Annotated in this window: 18 protein-coding genes; 4 read left to right on the top strand and 14 right to left on the bottom strand. The window is 57.3% G+C overall.

Translation table 11 applies throughout. From position 1 onward, the window contains the following. The first annotated feature begins 208 nt into the window (after window positions 1-208). Window positions 209-1,039 carry an SDR family oxidoreductase gene (locus ACFL9S_RS01170; protein WP_405259817.1) on the top strand — a complete coding sequence of 277 codons (831 nt, stop codon included), beginning with the start codon at window positions 209-211 and terminating at the stop codon, window positions 1,037-1,039. Between the two features lie 12 nt (window positions 1,040-1,051). Further along, the gene (locus tag ACFL9S_RS01165; protein ID WP_405259815.1) at window positions 1,052-2,194 is read left to right on the top strand and encodes a phytanoyl-CoA dioxygenase family protein; all 1,143 of its coding nucleotides are present in this window, start codon (window positions 1,052-1,054) and stop codon (window positions 2,192-2,194) included. Between the two features lie 41 nt (window positions 2,195-2,235). Here the strand turns inward: ACFL9S_RS01165 and ggt are convergent, their stop codons facing one another. Beyond that, the gene (gene ggt, locus ACFL9S_RS01160) at window positions 2,236-3,984 is read right to left on the bottom strand and encodes a gamma-glutamyltransferase (protein ID WP_405259813.1); all 1,749 of its coding nucleotides are present in this window, start codon (window positions 3,982-3,984) and stop codon (window positions 2,236-2,238) included. A gap of 280 nt (window positions 3,985-4,264) precedes the next feature. Between ggt and ACFL9S_RS01155 the strand changes: the two genes are divergently transcribed. Further along, the gene (locus ACFL9S_RS01155; RefSeq protein WP_405259811.1) at window positions 4,265-4,552 is read left to right on the top strand and encodes a DUF2756 domain-containing protein; all 288 of its coding nucleotides are present in this window, start codon (window positions 4,265-4,267) and stop codon (window positions 4,550-4,552) included. A 50-nt stretch (window positions 4,553-4,602) separates the two neighbouring features. Here ACFL9S_RS01155 and ugpQ read toward each other — a convergent pair whose 3' ends face one another. From ugpQ to ACFL9S_RS01105, 10 genes are all read right to left on the bottom strand, one after another. Continuing rightward, entirely contained in the window at window positions 4,603-5,343 is a 741-nt protein-coding gene (gene ugpQ, locus ACFL9S_RS01150) for a glycerophosphodiester phosphodiesterase (protein WP_405259809.1), read from the bottom strand. Next, complete coding sequence (locus ACFL9S_RS01145; protein WP_405259807.1) at window positions 5,343-6,413, bottom strand: sn-glycerol-3-phosphate import ATP-binding protein UgpC; 1,071 nt, start codon at window positions 6,411-6,413, stop codon at window positions 5,343-5,345. The genes ugpQ and ACFL9S_RS01145 overlap by 1 nt, the downstream gene beginning before the upstream one ends. A 2-nt stretch (window positions 6,414-6,415) precedes the next feature. After that, window positions 6,416-7,261 carry a sn-glycerol-3-phosphate ABC transporter permease UgpE gene (gene ugpE, locus ACFL9S_RS01140; RefSeq protein ID WP_405259806.1) on the bottom strand — a complete coding sequence of 282 codons (846 nt, stop codon included), beginning with the start codon at window positions 7,259-7,261 and terminating at the stop codon, window positions 6,416-6,418. Further along, complete coding sequence (ugpA, locus tag ACFL9S_RS01135; protein WP_405259805.1) at window positions 7,258-8,145, bottom strand: sn-glycerol-3-phosphate ABC transporter permease UgpA; 888 nt, start codon at window positions 8,143-8,145, stop codon at window positions 7,258-7,260. The genes ugpE and ugpA overlap by 4 nt, the downstream gene beginning before the upstream one ends. A 123-nt stretch (window positions 8,146-8,268) precedes the next feature. Continuing rightward, on the bottom strand, window positions 8,269-9,585 hold the full coding sequence (gene ugpB, locus ACFL9S_RS01130; protein ID WP_405259803.1) for a sn-glycerol-3-phosphate ABC transporter substrate-binding protein UgpB: 1,317 nt from the start codon (window positions 9,583-9,585) through the stop codon (window positions 8,269-8,271). 210 nt (window positions 9,586-9,795) lie between these two features. Continuing rightward, window positions 9,796-10,509 (bottom strand): high-affinity branched-chain amino acid ABC transporter ATP-binding protein LivF, encoded by a 714-nt coding sequence (gene livF, locus ACFL9S_RS01125; RefSeq protein WP_405259802.1) that lies wholly within the window; start codon window positions 10,507-10,509, stop codon window positions 9,796-9,798. 1 nt (window position 10,510) lies between these two features. After that, on the bottom strand, window positions 10,511-11,278 hold the full coding sequence (livG, locus tag ACFL9S_RS01120) for a high-affinity branched-chain amino acid ABC transporter ATP-binding protein LivG (RefSeq protein WP_405259801.1): 768 nt from the start codon (window positions 11,276-11,278) through the stop codon (window positions 10,511-10,513). Next, window positions 11,275-12,549 carry a high-affinity branched-chain amino acid ABC transporter permease LivM gene (locus ACFL9S_RS01115; RefSeq protein ID WP_405259800.1) on the bottom strand — a complete coding sequence of 425 codons (1,275 nt, stop codon included), beginning with the start codon at window positions 12,547-12,549 and terminating at the stop codon, window positions 11,275-11,277. The genes livG and ACFL9S_RS01115 overlap by 4 nt, the downstream gene beginning before the upstream one ends. Beyond that, the gene (gene livH, locus ACFL9S_RS01110) at window positions 12,546-13,472 is read right to left on the bottom strand and encodes a high-affinity branched-chain amino acid ABC transporter permease LivH (RefSeq protein ID WP_133846615.1); all 927 of its coding nucleotides are present in this window, start codon (window positions 13,470-13,472) and stop codon (window positions 12,546-12,548) included. The genes ACFL9S_RS01115 and livH overlap by 4 nt, the downstream gene beginning before the upstream one ends. A gap of 156 nt (window positions 13,473-13,628) precedes the next feature. Beyond that, window positions 13,629-14,744, bottom strand: a complete 1,116-nt coding sequence (locus ACFL9S_RS01105) for a branched-chain amino acid ABC transporter substrate-binding protein (protein ID WP_405259799.1) — start codon at window positions 14,742-14,744, stop codon at window positions 13,629-13,631. 388 nt (window positions 14,745-15,132) lie between these two features. Here ACFL9S_RS01105 and panM point away from each other — a divergent pair, with 388 nt between their 5' ends. Then, entirely contained in the window at window positions 15,133-15,537 is a 405-nt protein-coding gene (gene panM / locus ACFL9S_RS01100; protein ID WP_405259798.1) for an aspartate 1-decarboxylase autocleavage activator PanM, read from the top strand. Here the strand turns inward: panM and ACFL9S_RS01095 are convergent. The 3 genes from ACFL9S_RS01095 to ACFL9S_RS01085 form a co-directional block, all read right to left on the bottom strand. Next, window positions 15,513-15,824 carry an AzlD domain-containing protein gene (locus ACFL9S_RS01095; RefSeq protein WP_405259796.1) on the bottom strand — a complete coding sequence of 104 codons (312 nt, stop codon included), beginning with the start codon at window positions 15,822-15,824 and terminating at the stop codon, window positions 15,513-15,515. The two genes, panM and ACFL9S_RS01095, sit on opposite strands and share 25 nt — an antisense overlap. Further along, on the bottom strand, window positions 15,821-16,549 hold the full coding sequence (locus tag ACFL9S_RS01090; protein WP_405259795.1) for an AzlC family ABC transporter permease: 729 nt from the start codon (window positions 16,547-16,549) through the stop codon (window positions 15,821-15,823). The genes ACFL9S_RS01095 and ACFL9S_RS01090 overlap by 4 nt, the downstream gene beginning before the upstream one ends. A gap of 83 nt (window positions 16,550-16,632) precedes the next feature. Next, complete coding sequence (locus ACFL9S_RS01085) at window positions 16,633-17,484, bottom strand: AraC family ligand binding domain-containing protein (RefSeq protein ID WP_405259793.1); 852 nt, start codon at window positions 17,482-17,484, stop codon at window positions 16,633-16,635.

Below are 17,484 nucleotides of genomic sequence, written 5' to 3'. Positions count from 1 at the left end.
ATTGTCGTAAATGGCAGAGAAAAAGCAAAAAAACGCATTCACTGAAAATCCCACCTCCGGTATTTAATCCACATCTGATAGCTTATTTTTGAGGTTTTTTTGAGGTCATCCGTGCGTATTGTTAATGAAATGTTGGTGCTAAGGTGGTCTGGAGCCATTTTCTCCGACAACCAACCCTACACAAACTAACAATAAAGGCAGCTTAATCATGAGCTTAAATATTAATCAGCAGTTTCACGGTAATGTTTATGTGGTCACTGGCAGCACGCAGGGGCTGGGCGCTGCCGTTGCACGATTACTGGCAGAACGCGGCGCTCGTGGGCTGATCCTCTGTGGCCGCAACCGCAAGGCGGGAGCGGCTCAGGAAGAATCACTGCGCGCACTCGGCTGTGAAGCCTGGTTTGTCGCCGCCGATATCAGTGACCCACAAGCCTGCGAGCAGGTCATAGCTGAAGCCGCAGCGCGCTTCGGCACACTGCATGGCCTGGTGAACTGTGCCGGCATGTCCGATCGCGGCACCATCCTCACTACCACCCCGGAGCTGTTTGACGCCATCTTTGCCGTCAACGTGCGGGCGCCGTTCTTCCTGATGCAGGCCGCGATCAAACTGATGATTGCCAACAAGGTGGAAGGCAGCATCGTCAATATCATCACCATGACCTCTCACGGCGGCCAGAGCTTCCTTACCCCTTATGCTTCGTCGAAAGGGGCGCTGGTTACCCTGACCAAAAACGTCGCCTTTAGCGCCATGCGCAACCGCATTCGCGTCAACGGTCTGAACATTGGCTGGATGGATACGCCACATGAAGATGACATCCAGAAGCAGTATCACCAGGCGAGCGATGACTGGCTGGAAAAAGCGGAGCGCCAGCAGCCCTTTGGCCGCCTGCTGAAACCCCGGGAAGTCGCACGCGGCGTGGCATTTTTACTCTCTGAAGAGTCCGGGATGATGACCGGCGCCGTTATCGACTTTGATCAGAACGTGGTGGGCTGCGGTGATGATGGCGCGCCACAGCCTCAGCAGATACTGGCCCTGTAGGAGCGATCGACTATGAACGCAATCTATCTCAATGAAGCCCAGCTTTCGCTGGATGATTTTGCCACCGTCTCACAGCAGTCACTGCGTCAGCAGGATTACCCGCTGGCACACAGCGCGCAGCGGAATGTGCTGATCTATCAGGCTGAGTCACTGATCGCTGCCGCCCGTGACGACCGCCAGTTGGTGCTGAGTGAGCTGCATCGGGCGCTCTCTGCCGGGCCGGGGGTGTTTGTCGTTAAAGGGTTGTACCGCGATCTGGCGGCAGTGGATCGCAGCAGTGAACTGTTTGAAGCGATCCTGCGCGATGAGGCCGCCTCCGGCGGCGGCGGCGATCATTTTGCCAAAGCGGGCAGCAACGGACGTATCTGGAATGCTCTGCAAAAAGTGGCGGAGCGCGATGCCGATGCCTTTATCGATTACTACGGCAACCCCCTGCTGGCGCTGATCTGCGAAAGCTGGGTCGGGCCGGGCTATGAGATCACCGCGCAGGTCAATCAGGTCCGGCCGGGCGGTCAAGCACAGCAGCCGCACCGCGACTACCATCTGGGTTTCCAGAGTAATGAGGTCGTGGCCCGCTTCCCGCTGCCTTTACAGATCCTGTCGCAGTATCTCACCCTGCAAGGAGCCGTCGCGCACACGGCGATGCCGCTGGAATCTGGCCCGACCCAGCTTCTGCCGTTTTCACATCAGTATGAGGGCGGGTATCTGGCCTGGCGTCAGCCCGAATTTATCGAATACTTCCAGCAGCATGCGATTCAGCTCCCGCTGGAAAAAGGCGACGGGCTGTTCTTCAACCCGGCGCTGTTCCATGCGGCGGGCAATAACACCACGGCGGATCATATTCGCACGGCAAACCTGCTGCAGGTCTCTTCCAGCTTTGGTAAAACCATGGAGAAGGTCAACCACGTTAAAGTGCTGCTGAGCCTTTATCCGGCGCTGCGTCAGCGCCAGCTGGAGACAGAACAGCGCAATGCGGTGATTGCCGCAGCCGCAGAGGGTTATTCGTTCCCCACCAATCTGGATACTGACCCACCGCTGGGCGGGCTGGTGCCACTGACCCAGCAGGCGCTGCTGTTGCAGGCGTTACAGGAGGGATGGTCGGAAGTGCACTTTGATCAGCAGCTCAGTGAACACGTGCAAAAACGTCAGGCGTGATCTCCAGCGGGCCGACCGAAAAAAGGTCGGCCCGCCTCACATCAGTAGCCTGCGGTTAAATCATCAATGGTGCGCGGATCTGACGCGCCGTAGCGCATCCCGTCCGGCCCCAGCATAATGCTCTGCGTGCTGCCCATTGCAGACATCACCTTCACATTCTGCCCCTTCTGACTCAGCAGTTTCAGCGTATCCGGGCTGAAGCCTTTCTCCACGCGCAGCTGATCCGGTAACCATTGATGGTGGAAACGCGGCACATTGGTCGCTTCAGCGACGTTCATGCCGAAATCGATACTGTTGACCACCATTTGTAGCACAGTCGTGATAATACGGCTTCCGCCCGGACTGCCCGTCACCAGCCAGGTTTTCCCGTTTTTGGCAATAATGGTCGGCGACATGGAAGAGAGTGGGCGCTTGTACGGCTGCACCGCATTGGCTTCGCCGCCGACCAGGCCATAGACGTTTGGCGTGCCCGGCTTGGCGGAGAAGTCGTCCATCTCATTATTCAGCAGAATGCCACTGTTACCGGCGACAATACCGCTGCCGAAATTGGTGTTCAGCGTGTAGGTCACTGCCACCGCGTTGCCGTCTTTATCCACCACCGAGAAGTGCGTGGTCTGATCGCTTTCATACGGCGCCAGCTTACCGGGTTTTATCTCCGCAGAAGGGCGCGCTTTGGCGACATCAATCTGCTGCGCCAGCGATTTCGCATAGGCTTTGCTGGTCAGCGCCTGCCACGGCACCTTGACGAAATCCGGGTCACCGAGATATTCCGAGCGGTCGGCATAGGCATATTTCTCCGCTTCTGCCATCACCTGAATCGCATCTGCGCTGCCAAAGCCCATCTTCGCCAGGTCGAAGTTTTCCAGGATATTGAGGATTTGCACAATATGAATGCCGCCTGATGACGGTGGCGGCATCGAGAAGACTTCATAGCCACGGTAGGTACCGCTGATCGGCTTACGCTCGATCGCACGGTAGTTCGCCAGGTCCGCTTTAGTGATCAGCCCGCCGTGCTGCTGCATCTCGCCTGCAATTTCATCGGCAATTTTGCCTTTATAGAAGGCATCCGGTCCCTGCTGTGCGATCAGTTCAAGACTGCGCGCCAGATTGCGCTGCACCAGCTTTTCGCCTTTCAGGTACGGCGTGCCGTCGGCTTTAAAGAAGATCGCTTTACTGTTCGGATACCCCACCAGCACCTCTTTACCGTACACGTTCAGGTCATCTGCCAGCGAATCGTTCACCACGATGCCTTTACGGGCCAGCTCGAGGGCCGGTTTGATTAAGGTACTCAGCGGCAGGGTGCCATATTTCTGGCGGGCGTAGGAGAAACCCGCCACGGTGCCCGGCACGCCGGAAGCAAGATGAGAGGTCAGTGATTTTTTGCTGTCGGCGTTGCCCGCCGCATCCAGGAACATATCGCGGCTGGCGTGTACCGGGGCCATCTCGCGGAAATCAATGGCAGTGGTATTCCCGGACGCGGTGCGCAGCAGCATAAAACCGCCGCCGCCGAGGTTCCCTGCCTGCGGATGGGTCACCGCCAGCGCGTAACCCACGGCAATCGCCGCATCCACCGCGTTACCGCCCTGTTCGAGGATTTTCACCCCCACTTCGGTTGCCGTTGCATCGACCGAAGCGACCATACCGTGCTGCGCCTTCACCGCATGGAAGGTGTCCGCCCCGACCCCGTAAGAAACGGGTGGTGCCGTGGGTGCTGCACCTGCCCCCTGCCACACCAGTAAACCGGCGAACAGCGACCACGACAGGCGCTTCAGAGTACCTTGTGTCATCATTGTTACATCCTTTAAGTTTAAACCCCGTCACCTTTCAAGCTACAGGTGCGTTGGCTGCCTTCATTTACCCCAGTCACTGACTTCAGTCAGCTCCCGGGGATGCATTCCGTTGCCGCCTTCCTGTAACTTGAAATTTATTGGGATTTTTTTGTTGTGTTTGCCATTGATAAATATGCACAAAAACCAGGGAAAGGCGAACGTTAACGCAAATCAGGAGCACTCCTGGCGTACAGGGCTTGTGGCTGACGTAAACTTAAGGCAGTAACACGGAGGACTAAAAATGAAAATGAAATGGTTAGTTATCTTTGCCGCCATTCTGCCGTTAACCGGTATGGCGAACATGCTGAGCAACAACAGCAATAACAGCAACCCACAGCAGCCGGGCTACAATCCCAGCACGCAGCGTTTACAGCAGAATATGCAAAACCAGCAGTCGCAGCAGAAGCTGAAACTCCAGCAGGATCAACAGCGTCAGCAGCAGGATTTGCAGCGGAAAATGCAGGAACAGCGTGACAGTGCGGCCCAGCGCACCCAAGACGGTCAGGTGAAAAAACTGCCGCAGAATTAATCCTGTAACAAACTGAAAGGGCGGACCGCGGTTCTGGTCCGCCCTTTTTATTAAACGAAATCCGGCCCAATCACATCAATGCGGTCGGTACAGATCGCATCCACGCCCCACTGTAACAGCTCGCGCGCGCGCTCGGGATTGTTGACCGTATACACCAGAATACGCAGCCCGGCCTGTTTCAGCAGGGCAACGCGCGCTGCATCCAGCAGTGTATGATTCAGGTGGATCGACACGCAGCCCAGCGCGGTGGTCAGCGCCTGCCAGTTGTCATCCCACTCATCCAGCAGCAGCCCGCGTGGCAGCTCCGGTGCCGCCTGCTGTGCCGCTTCCAGCGCCTGATACGAGAACGACGACAGCAGCGGCATCATCTGCCCCAGCCACATCACCCTTGCCGCCAGCGCCAGCACCCGCCCGGTTTCTGCTTCCAGACCGGTGGTCGGTTTAATTTCAATATTGGCCATCAGACGGTGCTGGCGGCAGCGTGCCGCGACATCGGCCAGCAGCGGCAGGCGCTCATCGGTAAACGCGCTACCAAACCAGCTCCCGGCATCCAACTGCACCAGCTTATCCCAGGGCAACTGCCCTGCCACGCCCCAGCCGTTGCTGGTGCGGTCGAGGGTGTCATCATGCAGCAGGAAGATCTCCCCGTCCTGCGACAGCTTGGCATCAAACTCAATCATCCGGTGGCCCAGCTGCGCACCGATATCGATAGCGGCCAGGGTATTTTCCGGCGCCAGTTTCCCGCCGCCGCGATGGGCGACAATGGGCGGGTATGGCCAGGTTTTATTCATTAGTCGATCCGTTGTCCGTTATGGTCAAAGAAGTGCAACGACTGCGGCGGCAGATGCAGCCACAGCGTACTGCCCATCTCAGGTCGCACCGAATGCGGCAGGCGTACCACCAGTTTATTGTTGCCCCAGCGGCCATGAGCGAGGTTATCGGCGCCCAGCATTTCCAGCGTATCCACCACCAGCGGAATGCCGCCGTCCTGCTGGGAAGAGAGCTCAATATGCTCCGGGCGAACCCCCATCGTCAATGCGCGATCGGCCCATTTTGCCTTCGGTACGCTCAGGGGAAGCGCCATGCTGTCGCTGAGATTAAAACGTGAACCGTCAGTGTTCACCTGCCCTTCCAGCAGGTTCATCGCCGGGGAACCAATAAAGCTGGCAACAAAACGCGTGGCCGGGCGCTCATAGATTTCGACCGGGGTCCCGAGCTGTTCCAGTACGCCTTTATTCATCACCATCACCCGCTGCGCCAGCGTCATGGCTTCTACCTGGTCATGGGTCACGTACAAACTGGTGGTATTCAGGCGGCGATGCAGCTGTTGCAGCTCCAGTCGCATCTGCACACGCAGTCGGGCATCCAGGTTAGACAGCGGTTCATCAAACAGAAAGACCGCCGGTTCACGCACGATCGCGCGCCCCATCGCCACACGCTGGCGCTGACCACCGGACAGTTCGCGCGGGCGGCGTTGCAGCAGCGCTTCCAGCTCCAGGCTGCGTGCCGCTTCCAGCACGCGCTGACGGATCTGCTCTTTGCCCATGCCGCGAATTTTCAGGCCCCAGGCCATATTCTCTTCCACGCTCATATGCGGGTAGAGTGCGTAGTTCTGGAACACCATCGCAATACCGCGATCTTTTGGCTCCTCTTCGGTCACCCGGCGGGTATCAATATAGATATCCCCGCTGGTCACGCGTTCAAGCCCGGCAACCATGCGCAGCAGCGTCGATTTTCCGCAGCCGCTTGGCCCGACCATCACCATAAACTCACCGTCGCGGATCGACACATCCAGCGGCTGAATAATCTGGTTTATCCCATCGTAGGATTTCGTTACTGCCTGAAGTCTTACACCTGCCATCGTTATTTCTCACTCTCAACCAGACCGCGAACAAAGGCGCGCTGCATCACTAAAACAATCACTACCGGTGGGATCAGCGTGAGGATCATCGCCGCCATCACCAGGTTCCATTGGGTTGCTGCATCGCCGGTGGCAATCATGCTGCGAATCCCCGCGACTGCCGTCCCCAGTTTGCTGTCGCTGACAATCAGCAGCGGCCACATGTACTGGTTCCAGCCGTAGATAAAGGTGATAACAAACAGCGCCGCCAGATTGGTTTTCGACAGCGGCAGCACGATGTCCCAGAAGAAGCGCATCGGGCTGGCACCATCAATGCGTGCAGCCTCCATCAGTTCGTCCGGCAGCGTCATAAAGAACTGACGGAACAGAAACGTAGCAGTGGCGGACGCCATCAGCGGCAGGGTTAATCCGCTGTAGCTGTCGAGCATATTGAGGTCGGCGATCACATCCACCGTCGGGAAAATACGCACCTCAACCGGCAGCATCAGGGTGATAAAAATCATCCAGAAAAACAGGTTGCGCAGCGGGAAGCGGAACCACACCAGCGCAAAAGCCGACAGCATGGAGACGGTGATTTTTCCGGTGGTGATCGCCAGCGCCATGATCAGGCTGTTAAACAGCATGGTGCTGAAGGGCGCGCTGTTTTGCCCCACGCCGTGGGTCCAGATACTGGAAATGTTCTCCCACAGGTGCGTACCGGGGATCAGCGGCATCGGCACCTGAAACACCTGCTCCGTACTGAGCGTGGCAGCAATAAACGCCACATACAGCGGGAACAATACGGTGAGGATACCGAGGCCCAGCAGGGTATGGCTGAAAATGTCCAGCCCGCGTCGGTTTTCAATCATTGGTAGCGCACCTTCTTCTCGACATAGCGGAACTGGATCACCGTCAGAATAATCACCAGCACCATCAGCACGACGGACTGCGCCGATGACGAGGAGAGATCCAGACCGGCAAAGCCTTCACGGTAAATTTTATAAATCAGCGTCGTCGTGGCCTGTACCGGCCCGCCGCCTGTGGCAGCATCAATCACCGGGAAGGTATCGAAGAAGGCATACACCAGGTTCACCACCACCAGGAAGAAGCCCACCGGGGCAATCAGCGGTAACGACAGGCTGAAGAAACGCCGCACCGGCCCAGCGCCGTCAATCGCGGCCGCCTCCACCAGGGATTTAGGAATCGACTGCAACGCGGCAAAGAAGAACAGGAAGTTGTAGCTCATTTGCTGCCAGATTGACGCCAGAACCACCAGGAACATCGCCTGGCCGCTGTTTTGCGCGTGGTTCCAGTTGTAGCCCAGCAGCCCTAAGAAATGGGTAATCAGACCCAGGCCGGGGCTGAACAGAAACATCCACAGCACCGCCGCCACCGCAGGGGCCACCGCATAAGGCAGCAGCATCAGCGTCTGATAAAAACGTTTCAGGCGCAGCACGTAATCGACCAGCGCGGCAAACAGCAGAGAAACCACCAGGCCAATCACGGTCACCAGACCGCTGAACACCAGCGTGGTCCAGAAGGAATCCAGGTAGTAGCTGTCACCAAACAGGCGAATAAAGTTTTCCAGCCCGACAAAGGTGCTGGAGATGCCGAAAGGATCGACGTTTTGCACCGAATACCACAGGGCTTCACCCGCTGGCCACAGGAAGAAAACGATAGTGATTAACAGCTGTGGCAGCACCAGCAGATAGGGCAGCGCTTTCGCGCGAAATACGGGACGGGGTTGGGACATAAAGGGTTATCTCGTGCGAAAAACGTTGCAGGGGCTAACCGTAGTTCTGGTCGCCCCTGGCGGGCGGATCGTTGATCCGCCCCTACATACGTGCGGATCAACGATCCGCACCTACGACAAACGCTATTTGGTCTGTTGTTCGAAGCGACGCAGCAGTTGATTACCACGCTCAACGGCGCTGTCCAGTGCCGCCTGCGGGGTTTTCTTGCCAGTCCAGACGCCTTCCAGCTCTTCATCCACAATGGTACGGATCTGCGGCATATTGCCCAGACGCATCCCTTTGGTGAATGGCAGCGGATCTTTGTTCAGCATCTGACGGGTGGCAATATCTGCACCCGGGTTTTTGTCGTAGAAGCCCTGCTTCTTCGTCAGCTCGTAAGCCGCTGTGGTGATCGGCAGGTAGCCGGTTTTCTGGTGCCATTCGGCGGCAATTTCAGGCTTCGCCAGGAACTGCATAAACTCGGCCACACCTTTGTAGGTTGCCGCATCTTTGTTCTTCAGCACCCACAGGCTCGCACCGCCGATGATGGCATTCTGCGGTGCGTTCGGCACGGTCGCATCATACGGCATCATGCCGACGCCATAGTTGAACCTGGCGTGGCTGCGGATATCGGCCAGCGAGCCGGAAGAGGCGGTGGTGATAGCGCAGTCGCCGTTATAGAACTTGGCGGTGGATTCATCTTTACGGCCGAAGTAGGTGAAATCACCCTTCTTGTTCATCTCTTCCAACAGGGCAATGTGGCGCACCTGAGTCGGTTTGTTGAATTCCAGTACCGCGTCCGTGCCGTCAAAGCCGTTGTTTTTGGTGGCAACCGGCAAACCATGCCAGGCGCTGAAGTTCTCAATCTGGATCCAGCCCTGCCAGCCGCTGGCGTAACCACAGGTCATGCCCGCTTTACGCAGTGCTTCAGTGTATTTCGCCAGATCCTGCCAGGTTTTTGGCGGCTGCTCAGGGTCAAGACCGGCTTTTTTGAAGGCGTCTTTGTTGTAGTACAGCACCGGGGTGGAGCTGTTAAATGGCTGGGAGATCAGCTGGCCTTTGGAATCGCTGTAGTAGCCCGCGACTGCCGGGACAAACTGCTTCGGATCCATCGCAATGCCGGCGTTTTTAAACACTTCATTGACCGGAACAATCGCTTTCGATGCCATCATCGTGGCCGTACCCACTTCGTATACCTGCAAAATCGCGGGTGCTTTGCCAGAACGAATCGCGGCAATACCGGCTGACATGCTCTGCTCGTAGTTACCTTTGTAGGTCGGTACGATTTTATAGTCAGGGTTTTCTGCGTTAAAGCGAGTGGCCAGCGAGTTGACCTCTTCACCCAGCGCACCTTCCATTGAGTGCCAGAATGGGATCTCGGTGGCGGCCAGCGCATTGGCGCTAAGAGTCAGTCCCAGTACCACGCTAAGTGCGGTATGACGAAAGGCGATTGATGACATGTCGGTTTCCTGTACCCGGTGTTGTAAGGCGCGTTATCGCGCATTCTTTGAGTCGGGAGGTAACATGACATGCGAAAATGACAGAAAAATAACGGGGTTGTGACAGTAGAGTGACAGCGAGGTGACGACCGGTGGTGTTTCATTGATATCGGGCGAGGCATGCCTCGCCCCTACGAATTACGTAGGGGTCGGGCATGCCCGACCCGGCTGTTAACCGCCTAAATACGCGCTACGCACTGCCTCATTGGCTAACAATGCATCGCCGGTATCTTCCAGCACCACATGACCGTTTTCGAGCACATAGCCACGGTCGGCCAGCTTCAGCGCCTGGTTGGCATTCTGTTCGACGAGGAAAATCGTCATGCCTTCCTGACGCAGCTGTTCAATGGTGTCAAAAATCTGCTGGATAATGATCGGGGCCAGGCCCAGCGACGGCTCATCCAGCAGCAGCAGGCGCGGCTGGCTCATCAGCGCGCGGCCAATCGCCAGCATCTGCTGCTCACCGCCCGACATAGTGCCAGCACGCTGTACACGGCGCTCATACAGTCGCGGAAACAGCTCATACACCCGCTTGATGCGCTGCTGATACTGCTGGCGCTCGGCAAAGAAACCGCCCATTGCCAGGTTCTCATCCACCGTCATCCGCGAGAAGACGCGCCGCCCTTCCGGCACAATCGCAATCGCCTCACGCATAATGCGTGCCGTCTGCCAGTCGGTAATGTCTTTACCGTCGAAGGTAATTGACCCTTCAGTCGCACGCGGTTCCCCGCACAGCGTCCCGAGGATGGTGGTTTTACCCGCGCCGTTCGCACCAATCAGCGTGACAATTTCGCCCTGATTGATATGCAGACTGACGTTATGCAGCGCCTGAATTTTGCCGTAATGCGCGCTGATATTATTCAGGGAAAGCATCGCCTGACTCATATTATGCCTCTCCCAGGTAGGCGCGGATCACGTCCGGGTTATTACGGATCTCGTCCGGCGTACCGTTAGCCAACGGCGTTCCCTGGTTGACCACGTAAATACGATCGGAAATGCCCATGACCAGTTTCATATCATGTTCAATCAGCAGTACCGAGACGTTGTGCTGGTTGCGCAGTTCCGCAATCAGCTCATCCAGCTCGTGAGTTTCTTTCGGGTTCAGACCGGCAGCCGGTTCATCCAGCATCAGGATTTCCGGGCGCGTCACCATGCAGCGGGCGATCTCAAGGCGGCGTTGCTGCCCGTAAGCGAGGTTACCCGCCTGGCGGTTAGCCAGCGCCAGCAGCCCGACGCGATCCAGCCAGGTCGCCGCACGATCGAGCGCTTCGCTTTCCGCTTTACGGAAGGCGGGGGTTTTCAGCAGGCCAGAGAACACGCCGCTTTTCAGGTGCTGATGCTGGGCAACCAGCAGGTTCTCAATCACCGTCATTTCACGGAACAGACGCACATGCTGGAAGGTGCGCACAATGCCCATGCGCGCGATCTTCTGCCCAGGCAGGCCCGCAAGCTGTTTGTCGCCCAGCTTGATGGAGCCACCCGTCGGGCGGTAGAACCCGGTCAGGCAGTTAAACACCGTGGTTTTACCGGCGCCGTTCGGGCCGATAAGCGAGACGATTTCCTGCGGGCGCAGCTCCAGTTCCACGTTATTGACGGCCAGCAGGCCACCAAAGCGCATCATCAGGCCATTAACGGCTAACAGAGGCTGAGTCATGCCTGCTCTCCTTTTTCCGCAGTTTTCAACTTCAGATGCGGGCGCTTCATCGGCAACAGTCCCTGTGGACGCCAGATCATCATCAATACCATTAAGCCACCGAGCACCAGCATGCTGTACTCGTTAAGATCGCGCATCAGTTCGCGTGACACCACCAGCAGGATCGCGGCCAGAATAACGGCAAACTGCGACCCCATCCCGCCCAGTACCACTATCGCCAGCACAAACGCGGACTCGGCAAAGGTGAAGGACTCGGGGCTGACAAAGCCCTGACGGGCCGCAAACAGGCAGCCTGCAAAACCGGCAAAGGCCGCACTGATGGTGAAGGCGGTCAGCTTGATGCGCGTCGGGCTGAGGCCCAGCGAGCGGCAGGCTATCTCATCTTCACGCAGGGCTTCCCACGCACGGCCCAGCGGCATACGCAGCAGACGGTTGATGACAAACAGCGTGATCACCACCAGCAGCAGCGCCACCATGTACAGGAAGATAATGCGGTCGCTCGGGTCGTACTTCAGACCGAAGAAGTTGTGGAAGGTATCCCAACCGCCGTCGCGCGCGCTGCGGTTAAATTCCAGCCCAAAGAGCGAGGGTTTCGGGATCTGGCTGATGCCGTTCGGACCACCGGTGATCTCCGTATTATTCAGCAGCAGAATACGCACGATTTCACCGAAACCGAGGGTCACAATCGCCAGGTAGTCACCGCGCAAACGCAGCACCGGGAAGCCCAGCAGCAGGCCAAATGCCGCCGCAACCAGGCCCGCCAGCGGCAGGCTCTCCCAGAAACCCAGACCGTAGTAATGGTTGAGCAGCGCAAAGGTGTAGGCGCCGATGGCATAAAAACCGCCATAACCCAGCACCAGCAACCCTGACAGCCCCACCACCACGTTCAGGCCAAGGCCCAGCATGACGTAAATCAGCGTCAGAGTAGCGATATCCACCGTGCCGCGTGACACCAGGAACGGCCACACCGCCGCCGCCACGATCAGCGCCAGCAGAAACAGCTTCTGTTTCAGGGTGGAGCCATCAATTCCGGGTAAGACCAGAGACGGGCCGGATACTTTTTTCAGGCTACTCTGCACCAGCGGGCGCAGCAGCTGGAACAGAAACACCACGCCACAACCCAGCGCAATCCAGTTCCAGCGCACGTTGCCAGCGTTATTGACCACCAGTTTGGTGCCATCGAGATCCAGGCGCATCCCCATAAAGAAGGCCGCCAGAACCAACAGCATCAGCGATGAGACAAGGGCGTTAAGCAGGTTGAGCTTCTTCATACTTTCTCAACCTCCGGGCGACCAAGAATACCGGTAGGCATCACCAGCAGCACCACGATCAGCAGCGCGAACGACACCACATCTTTGTATTCCGTGCTGAGGTAAGCCGAGGTCAGGGCTTCGGCGATACCCAGAATCAGGCCACCGATCATCGCACCAGGAATGCTCCCGATGCCGCCCAGTACCGCTGCGGTAAAGGCTTTCATCCCGGCCATAAAGCCGATATAAGGGCTGATCACGCCATAGAACTGGCCCAGCAGCACACCGGCCACCGCCGCCATTGCCGCACCGATCACGAAAGTCAGTGAGATCACGCGGTCAGTGTTAATGCCCAGCAGGCTGGCCATTTTGAGGTCTTCCGCACAGGCGCGGCAGGCGCGGCCCATACGCGAATAGCGGATAAAGATTGTCAGCGCCAGCATGGCGAGGAACGTCACGCTCCAGATCACGATCTGCATCGTGGAAATGGTGGCCGCAAAGCCGTTGCTTTCGCCAATCGTCCACTGCCCGGTCACCAGGCTTGGCAGCGCGAGGTCGCGCGATCCCTGGGTCAGGCTGACGTAGTTTTGTAAGAAGATCGACATCCCGATGGCGGAAATCAGGGCAATCAGGCGCTTAGAGGATCGCACTGGCTTATACGCCACGCGCTCAATGCTCCAGCCATAGCAGGAGGCGATAACCACGGCGACCACGAAGCCGCTGCCAATCAGCAGCCAGCTGGCATCAATTCCCATCATCATCAACGCGGCGATGACGATAAATGAGACGTAGCTGCCAATCATATACACTTCGCCGTGGGCAAAGTTAATCATGCCGATGATGCCGTACACCATGGTGTAACCAATGGCGATCAGCGCATAGGTGCTGCCCAACGTCACACCGTTGAACATTTGCTGCAAGAAGTAGAGAAACTGCTCGGACATACCTTAATACCTTACGAATCCACCTGCACAGCAGATCAGGTGAATGAAAACGACAAAGGGCCGGGCATGCCCGGCCCCTACGGGGATTCGTTGGGCTTCCCCCCACGGACCTCCGTTATTCCGTAGGGGCCAGGCAAGCCTGGCCCACAGCCTGGCTTATTTAACAGCGGTGGAAGAGCCGTCCGCGTGCCACTTAAATACACCAAACTCGAAGCCTTTCAGGTCGCCCTTCTCATCCCAGTTGAGGTCGCCCATCACCGTTGGCACGGCTGCGCCTTCTTTCAGGTTCTTCACGATAGCTTCCGGCTCTGCGCTTTTGCTGCGCTCCATACCAGCAACCAGTGACTGCAAGGCAGCGTAGGTTGTCCAGACGAATGGACCCGTAGAGTCTTCTTTTTTCGCTTTCAGCGCATCAACGATAGCTTTGTTGGCCGGAACCTGGTCATAGCGTTTTGGCAGCGTCACCAGCATTCCATCGGAAGCCGCACCCGCGATGTTCGACAGGGAAGCGTTACCCACACCTTCCGGGCCCATAAACTGGGTTTTCAGACCGGCCGCACGTGCCTGGCGCAGGATCTGACCCATTTCCGGGTGGTAACCACCAAAATAGACGAAGTCGACGTTGTCTTTCTTCAGACGTGCCACCAGCGTAGAGAAATCTTTGTCGCCTGCGGTGACGCCTTCAAACAGCACCACGTTGCCGCCCGCTTTTTTCAGGCTGTCCTGTACGGAACGCGCCAGGCCTTCACCGTACTGCTGCTTATCGTGAACCACGGCAATACGCTGCGGTTTGATCTCGCTCAGGATGTATTTTGCTGCGGTCGGGCCCTGGTCAGAGTCAAGACCGGTCGTACGCATAATCAGTTTGTAGCCACGGCTGGTCAGGTCAGGTGCCGTCGCTGCCGGGGTAATCATCAGCACGCCTTCATCTTCATAGATATCAGAAGCAGGCTGAGTGGAAGAAGAGCACAGGTGGCCGATCACGTAACGGATACCGTCGTTAATCACTTTGTTGGCGACTGCCACCGCCTGCTTGGGATCGCAGACGTCGTCATATTTCACCGCGATCAGTTTGTCGCCGTTAACACCGCCTTTGGCATTGATATCGGCAATGGCCTGCTGCGCACCGGTCCACTGCATGTCGCCATACTGGGCAACCGGGCCAGACATCGCACCCACGATGGCCACTTTGATGTCTTTTGCCATTGCTGCATGGCTCATTGCCAGGGCCACACAGCCCGCCAGGAACGCACTACCTTTACTCATTTTCATCCGAACTACCCCATCTGTTGTGGTTACTATTTATTATGTGCCGTGTAATCAGCGATAAACGCTTAACTAAGAACGAGTTAGAGTGATTACCGGCATTTTTTATGAATAAGGCTTTAAATTTCAGGTTATTAAACAGGAATATTCTGCTGTAAATCAACTGACATATTCAGTAAATAGCGGGGGCCACAGGACAATTCACTAACACGAACGGTGGCATTCCAGCCAGATATCCAGGAGTTTATGCTGGCTGATAAAACAGCAACAATGGTTTACTCGGCATATATGATAAAGACTCAACACATCGCCTCGTTTTTGTACGAAAAAACTAACACGTTATAGTATGGTCAACTTCGCTACAATATGCCTTTCTCACGACCGGGTTATTCCGATGAAACTGACTATCATCCGCCTGCAACAGTTATCAGAGCAGGATCGCAGCGATTTAAAAAAAATCTGGCCACAGGTTGACGCTGAGGCGCTGGAAGCCACGCTGGACGCACAGCATCAACTCTATGCAGCACGCTTCAACGATCGGCTGCTGGCTGCCGTTAACGTGACGATCGCCGCCAGTGCAGGGCGACTATCGCTGCTGGAGGTGCGTGAAGTGACCCGCAGGCGCGGTGTCGGACTCTACTTAGTGGAAGAGGTACTGGCACAAAACCCGGCAGTGCAGCACTGGTCAGTTGCTCAGGACGGCACCTCAGAGCCAGCGGTGATAGCCGCCTTTATGCAGGCGGCCGGATTTACACAGCAAAATGGCGAGTGGGCTTACAGCAGCCAGCAGAGCAAATAAAACGCCAGCAGGATCAGCAGCACGCTGAGGATCATATTGCGCACCCACGCCGCGATCACCACCCCGACAACGGCACCTAACAGGTAAGGGTTATCCGGCAGGCTGCGTAGCGTGCCGTCGTGCAGCAGAATAATCGGCCCGCAGATCGCCGTCAGCAGGCAAGGGGCCGAATAATTCAGCGCCTGGCGCAGCAGCGCCGGTAACCGGACAGGCACACGCGGCTCCAGAAACAGGTAACGGTTGAAAAACACCAGCGCCGCCAGGCCCAGCAACAGTAGCCAGCTCATTGCACTTCCCCCCGGACACGCGCCACCATCACCGCTATCGCCATGCCCGTTAGTCCCGCCAGCATCACCGCCCCTTCAATCTGCATCAGGCTGAAAATCATCGACAGCGCCAGTGAACTCAGCACACCAGCCAGCACGCTGAGGCGTTTGATCATCGGTACCACCAGGGTGATAAAGGTCGCGACAATCGAGAAATCAAGATGATAGCGCGACAAATCAGGGATCGAGGCCGCCAGTAATATCCCGGCCAGGCTGAAGAGATTCCAGCAGAGGTAAAAAGTCAGCCCGGCGCCAATCAGGTAACCCGGCGTCAGACCGCGTGCAGCCTTTTGTGCACTGCTCAGGGCGAACAGTTCATCACACAGCAGGAAGCCGGTGGGCAGGCGGAAACGAGCCGGAAAGCGCGACACGGTATCGCGCAGGCTGAGCGCATAAAGAAAGTGCTGCGAAGTAATAAAAAATACCGACAGGACGATGGTGGTAACGCCAGCACCGGAAGCCAGCAGGCCCAGCGTCACTAGCTGCGCCGCTCCGGCAAAGACCAGCGCCGACATCCCCACGCTTTGCGGTAACGTCAGCCCGGACTGCACCGCCATCGATCCGGCCAGTATCCCCCAGGGCACCACGGACAGGCACAGCGGCAACATATTCACTGCGCCAGTAAAAAAGCCAGACCCGCGCCGGACATCCTGCGGCGGCTGGGGTGAACTCAGTGTGTCAGACATGAATAACGTGCTCCTCTGAATAAAATCAGGGGGCAGTGTGCAGGCGTGGCGGGATGAAGGATTGAATAAAATTGCGCGGGGAGTTAGCGCGGTGACCCTGGTCTGATTGCCCGCAGATAGTCGCCGGGCGTGATGCCCATCGAGTTTTTAAAATGGCGGGTGAAATGGCTCTGATCGGAGAAGCCACACAGCGTGGAGACCTGAGCCAGGGTTTCCCCGCGCCCCAACCGTTCACGTGCTTTACGCAAACGCGCCTGCACCAGCCAGGCGTGCGGCGTCATTCCCGTGCTCTTTTTAAACTGACGCAAAAAATGCCACGGACTCAGCCCGGCAACATCGGCCAGCTGTTGCAGTGACCAGTTCTGCTCCGGGGCCGCCGCCATGACATCCTGCACCGGCAAGAGTGCCCGGCTGGCATCGGGCATCACCAGCGTTGCGGGGCGCGTGCGGCTGTAACGCACCATCAGCCAGGAAAATGCCGTCAGCAATAATGACTCTTTCAGCAGGCTGTTCCCCGGCTGCGGCAGCAGCGAAAAAGCCAGCCGCAGCTGGGCGGAGAGCGCCGGATCGTGCAGGACCGCATCAGGAAACCAGGGGACCGGGCCTGCATCGCTGCCTGACGCTGCCGCCAGCCGCGCAAACAGGTCGGGATGCGGATAAATTGCGCGATACGACCAGCCGCCGGCCACTTCCGAGCAGCCAGTGTGCACTTCATCGGCATTGACCAGAATAATATCGCCGCTGGGCGCAACATGGTCGCCCCCGGATCGCCAAAAGCGTTGGGCACCGGTTTCAATGACTCCGACGCAGAAGGTTTCATGCACATGGCGCGGGAAACGGCGACGGTGATAGTTCGCTTCCAGCATGCTCAGTCCATCAAATTCCTCGAAGCAAAACAGCGTGGCCTTCTCTTCGGGGGCGGCGTTAGCGTCCAT

Source organism: Erwinia sp. AnSW2-5 (genome assembly GCF_045107195.1).
Taxonomy (GTDB): domain Bacteria; phylum Pseudomonadota; class Gammaproteobacteria; order Enterobacterales; family Enterobacteriaceae; genus Erwinia.
This window is presented reverse-complemented; position numbering and strand designations above follow the sequence as displayed.

Coding starts and splice junctions, on each gene's coding strand:
- ACFL9S_RS01170 (WP_405259817.1), top strand. CDS start 209: ATGAGCTTAAATATTAATCAGCAGTTTCACGGTAATGTTTATGTGGTC.
- ACFL9S_RS01165 (WP_405259815.1), top strand. CDS start 1,052: ATGAACGCAATCTATCTCAATGAAGCCCAGCTTTCGCTGGATGATTTT.
- ggt (WP_405259813.1), bottom strand. CDS start 3,984: ATGATGACACAAGGTACTCTGAAGCGCCTGTCGTGGTCGCTGTTCGCC.
- ACFL9S_RS01155 (WP_405259811.1), top strand. CDS start 4,265: ATGAAAATGAAATGGTTAGTTATCTTTGCCGCCATTCTGCCGTTAACC.
- ugpQ (WP_405259809.1), bottom strand. CDS start 5,343: ATGAATAAAACCTGGCCATACCCGCCCATTGTCGCCCATCGCGGCGGC.
- ACFL9S_RS01145 (WP_405259807.1), bottom strand. CDS start 6,413: ATGGCAGGTGTAAGACTTCAGGCAGTAACGAAATCCTACGATGGGATA.
- ugpE (WP_405259806.1), bottom strand. CDS start 7,261: ATGATTGAAAACCGACGCGGGCTGGACATTTTCAGCCATACCCTGCTG.
- ugpA (WP_405259805.1), bottom strand. CDS start 8,145: ATGTCCCAACCCCGTCCCGTATTTCGCGCGAAAGCGCTGCCCTATCTG.
- ugpB (WP_405259803.1), bottom strand. CDS start 9,585: ATGTCATCAATCGCCTTTCGTCATACCGCACTTAGCGTGGTACTGGGA.
- livF (WP_405259802.1), bottom strand. CDS start 10,509: ATGAGTCAGGCGATGCTTTCCCTGAATAATATCAGCGCGCATTACGGC.
- livG (WP_405259801.1), bottom strand. CDS start 11,278: ATGACTCAGCCTCTGTTAGCCGTTAATGGCCTGATGATGCGCTTTGGT.
- ACFL9S_RS01115 (WP_405259800.1), bottom strand. CDS start 12,549: ATGAAGAAGCTCAACCTGCTTAACGCCCTTGTCTCATCGCTGATGCTG.
- livH (WP_133846615.1), bottom strand. CDS start 13,472: ATGTCCGAGCAGTTTCTCTACTTCTTGCAGCAAATGTTCAACGGTGTG.
- ACFL9S_RS01105 (WP_405259799.1), bottom strand. CDS start 14,744: ATGAAAATGAGTAAAGGTAGTGCGTTCCTGGCGGGCTGTGTGGCCCTG.
- panM (WP_405259798.1), top strand. CDS start 15,133: ATGAAACTGACTATCATCCGCCTGCAACAGTTATCAGAGCAGGATCGC.
- ACFL9S_RS01095 (WP_405259796.1), bottom strand. CDS start 15,824: ATGAGCTGGCTACTGTTGCTGGGCCTGGCGGCGCTGGTGTTTTTCAAC.
- ACFL9S_RS01090 (WP_405259795.1), bottom strand. CDS start 16,549: ATGTCTGACACACTGAGTTCACCCCAGCCGCCGCAGGATGTCCGGCGC.
- ACFL9S_RS01085 (WP_405259793.1), bottom strand. CDS start 17,484: ATGGACGCTAACGCCGCCCCCGAAGAGAAGGCCACGCTGTTTTGCTTC.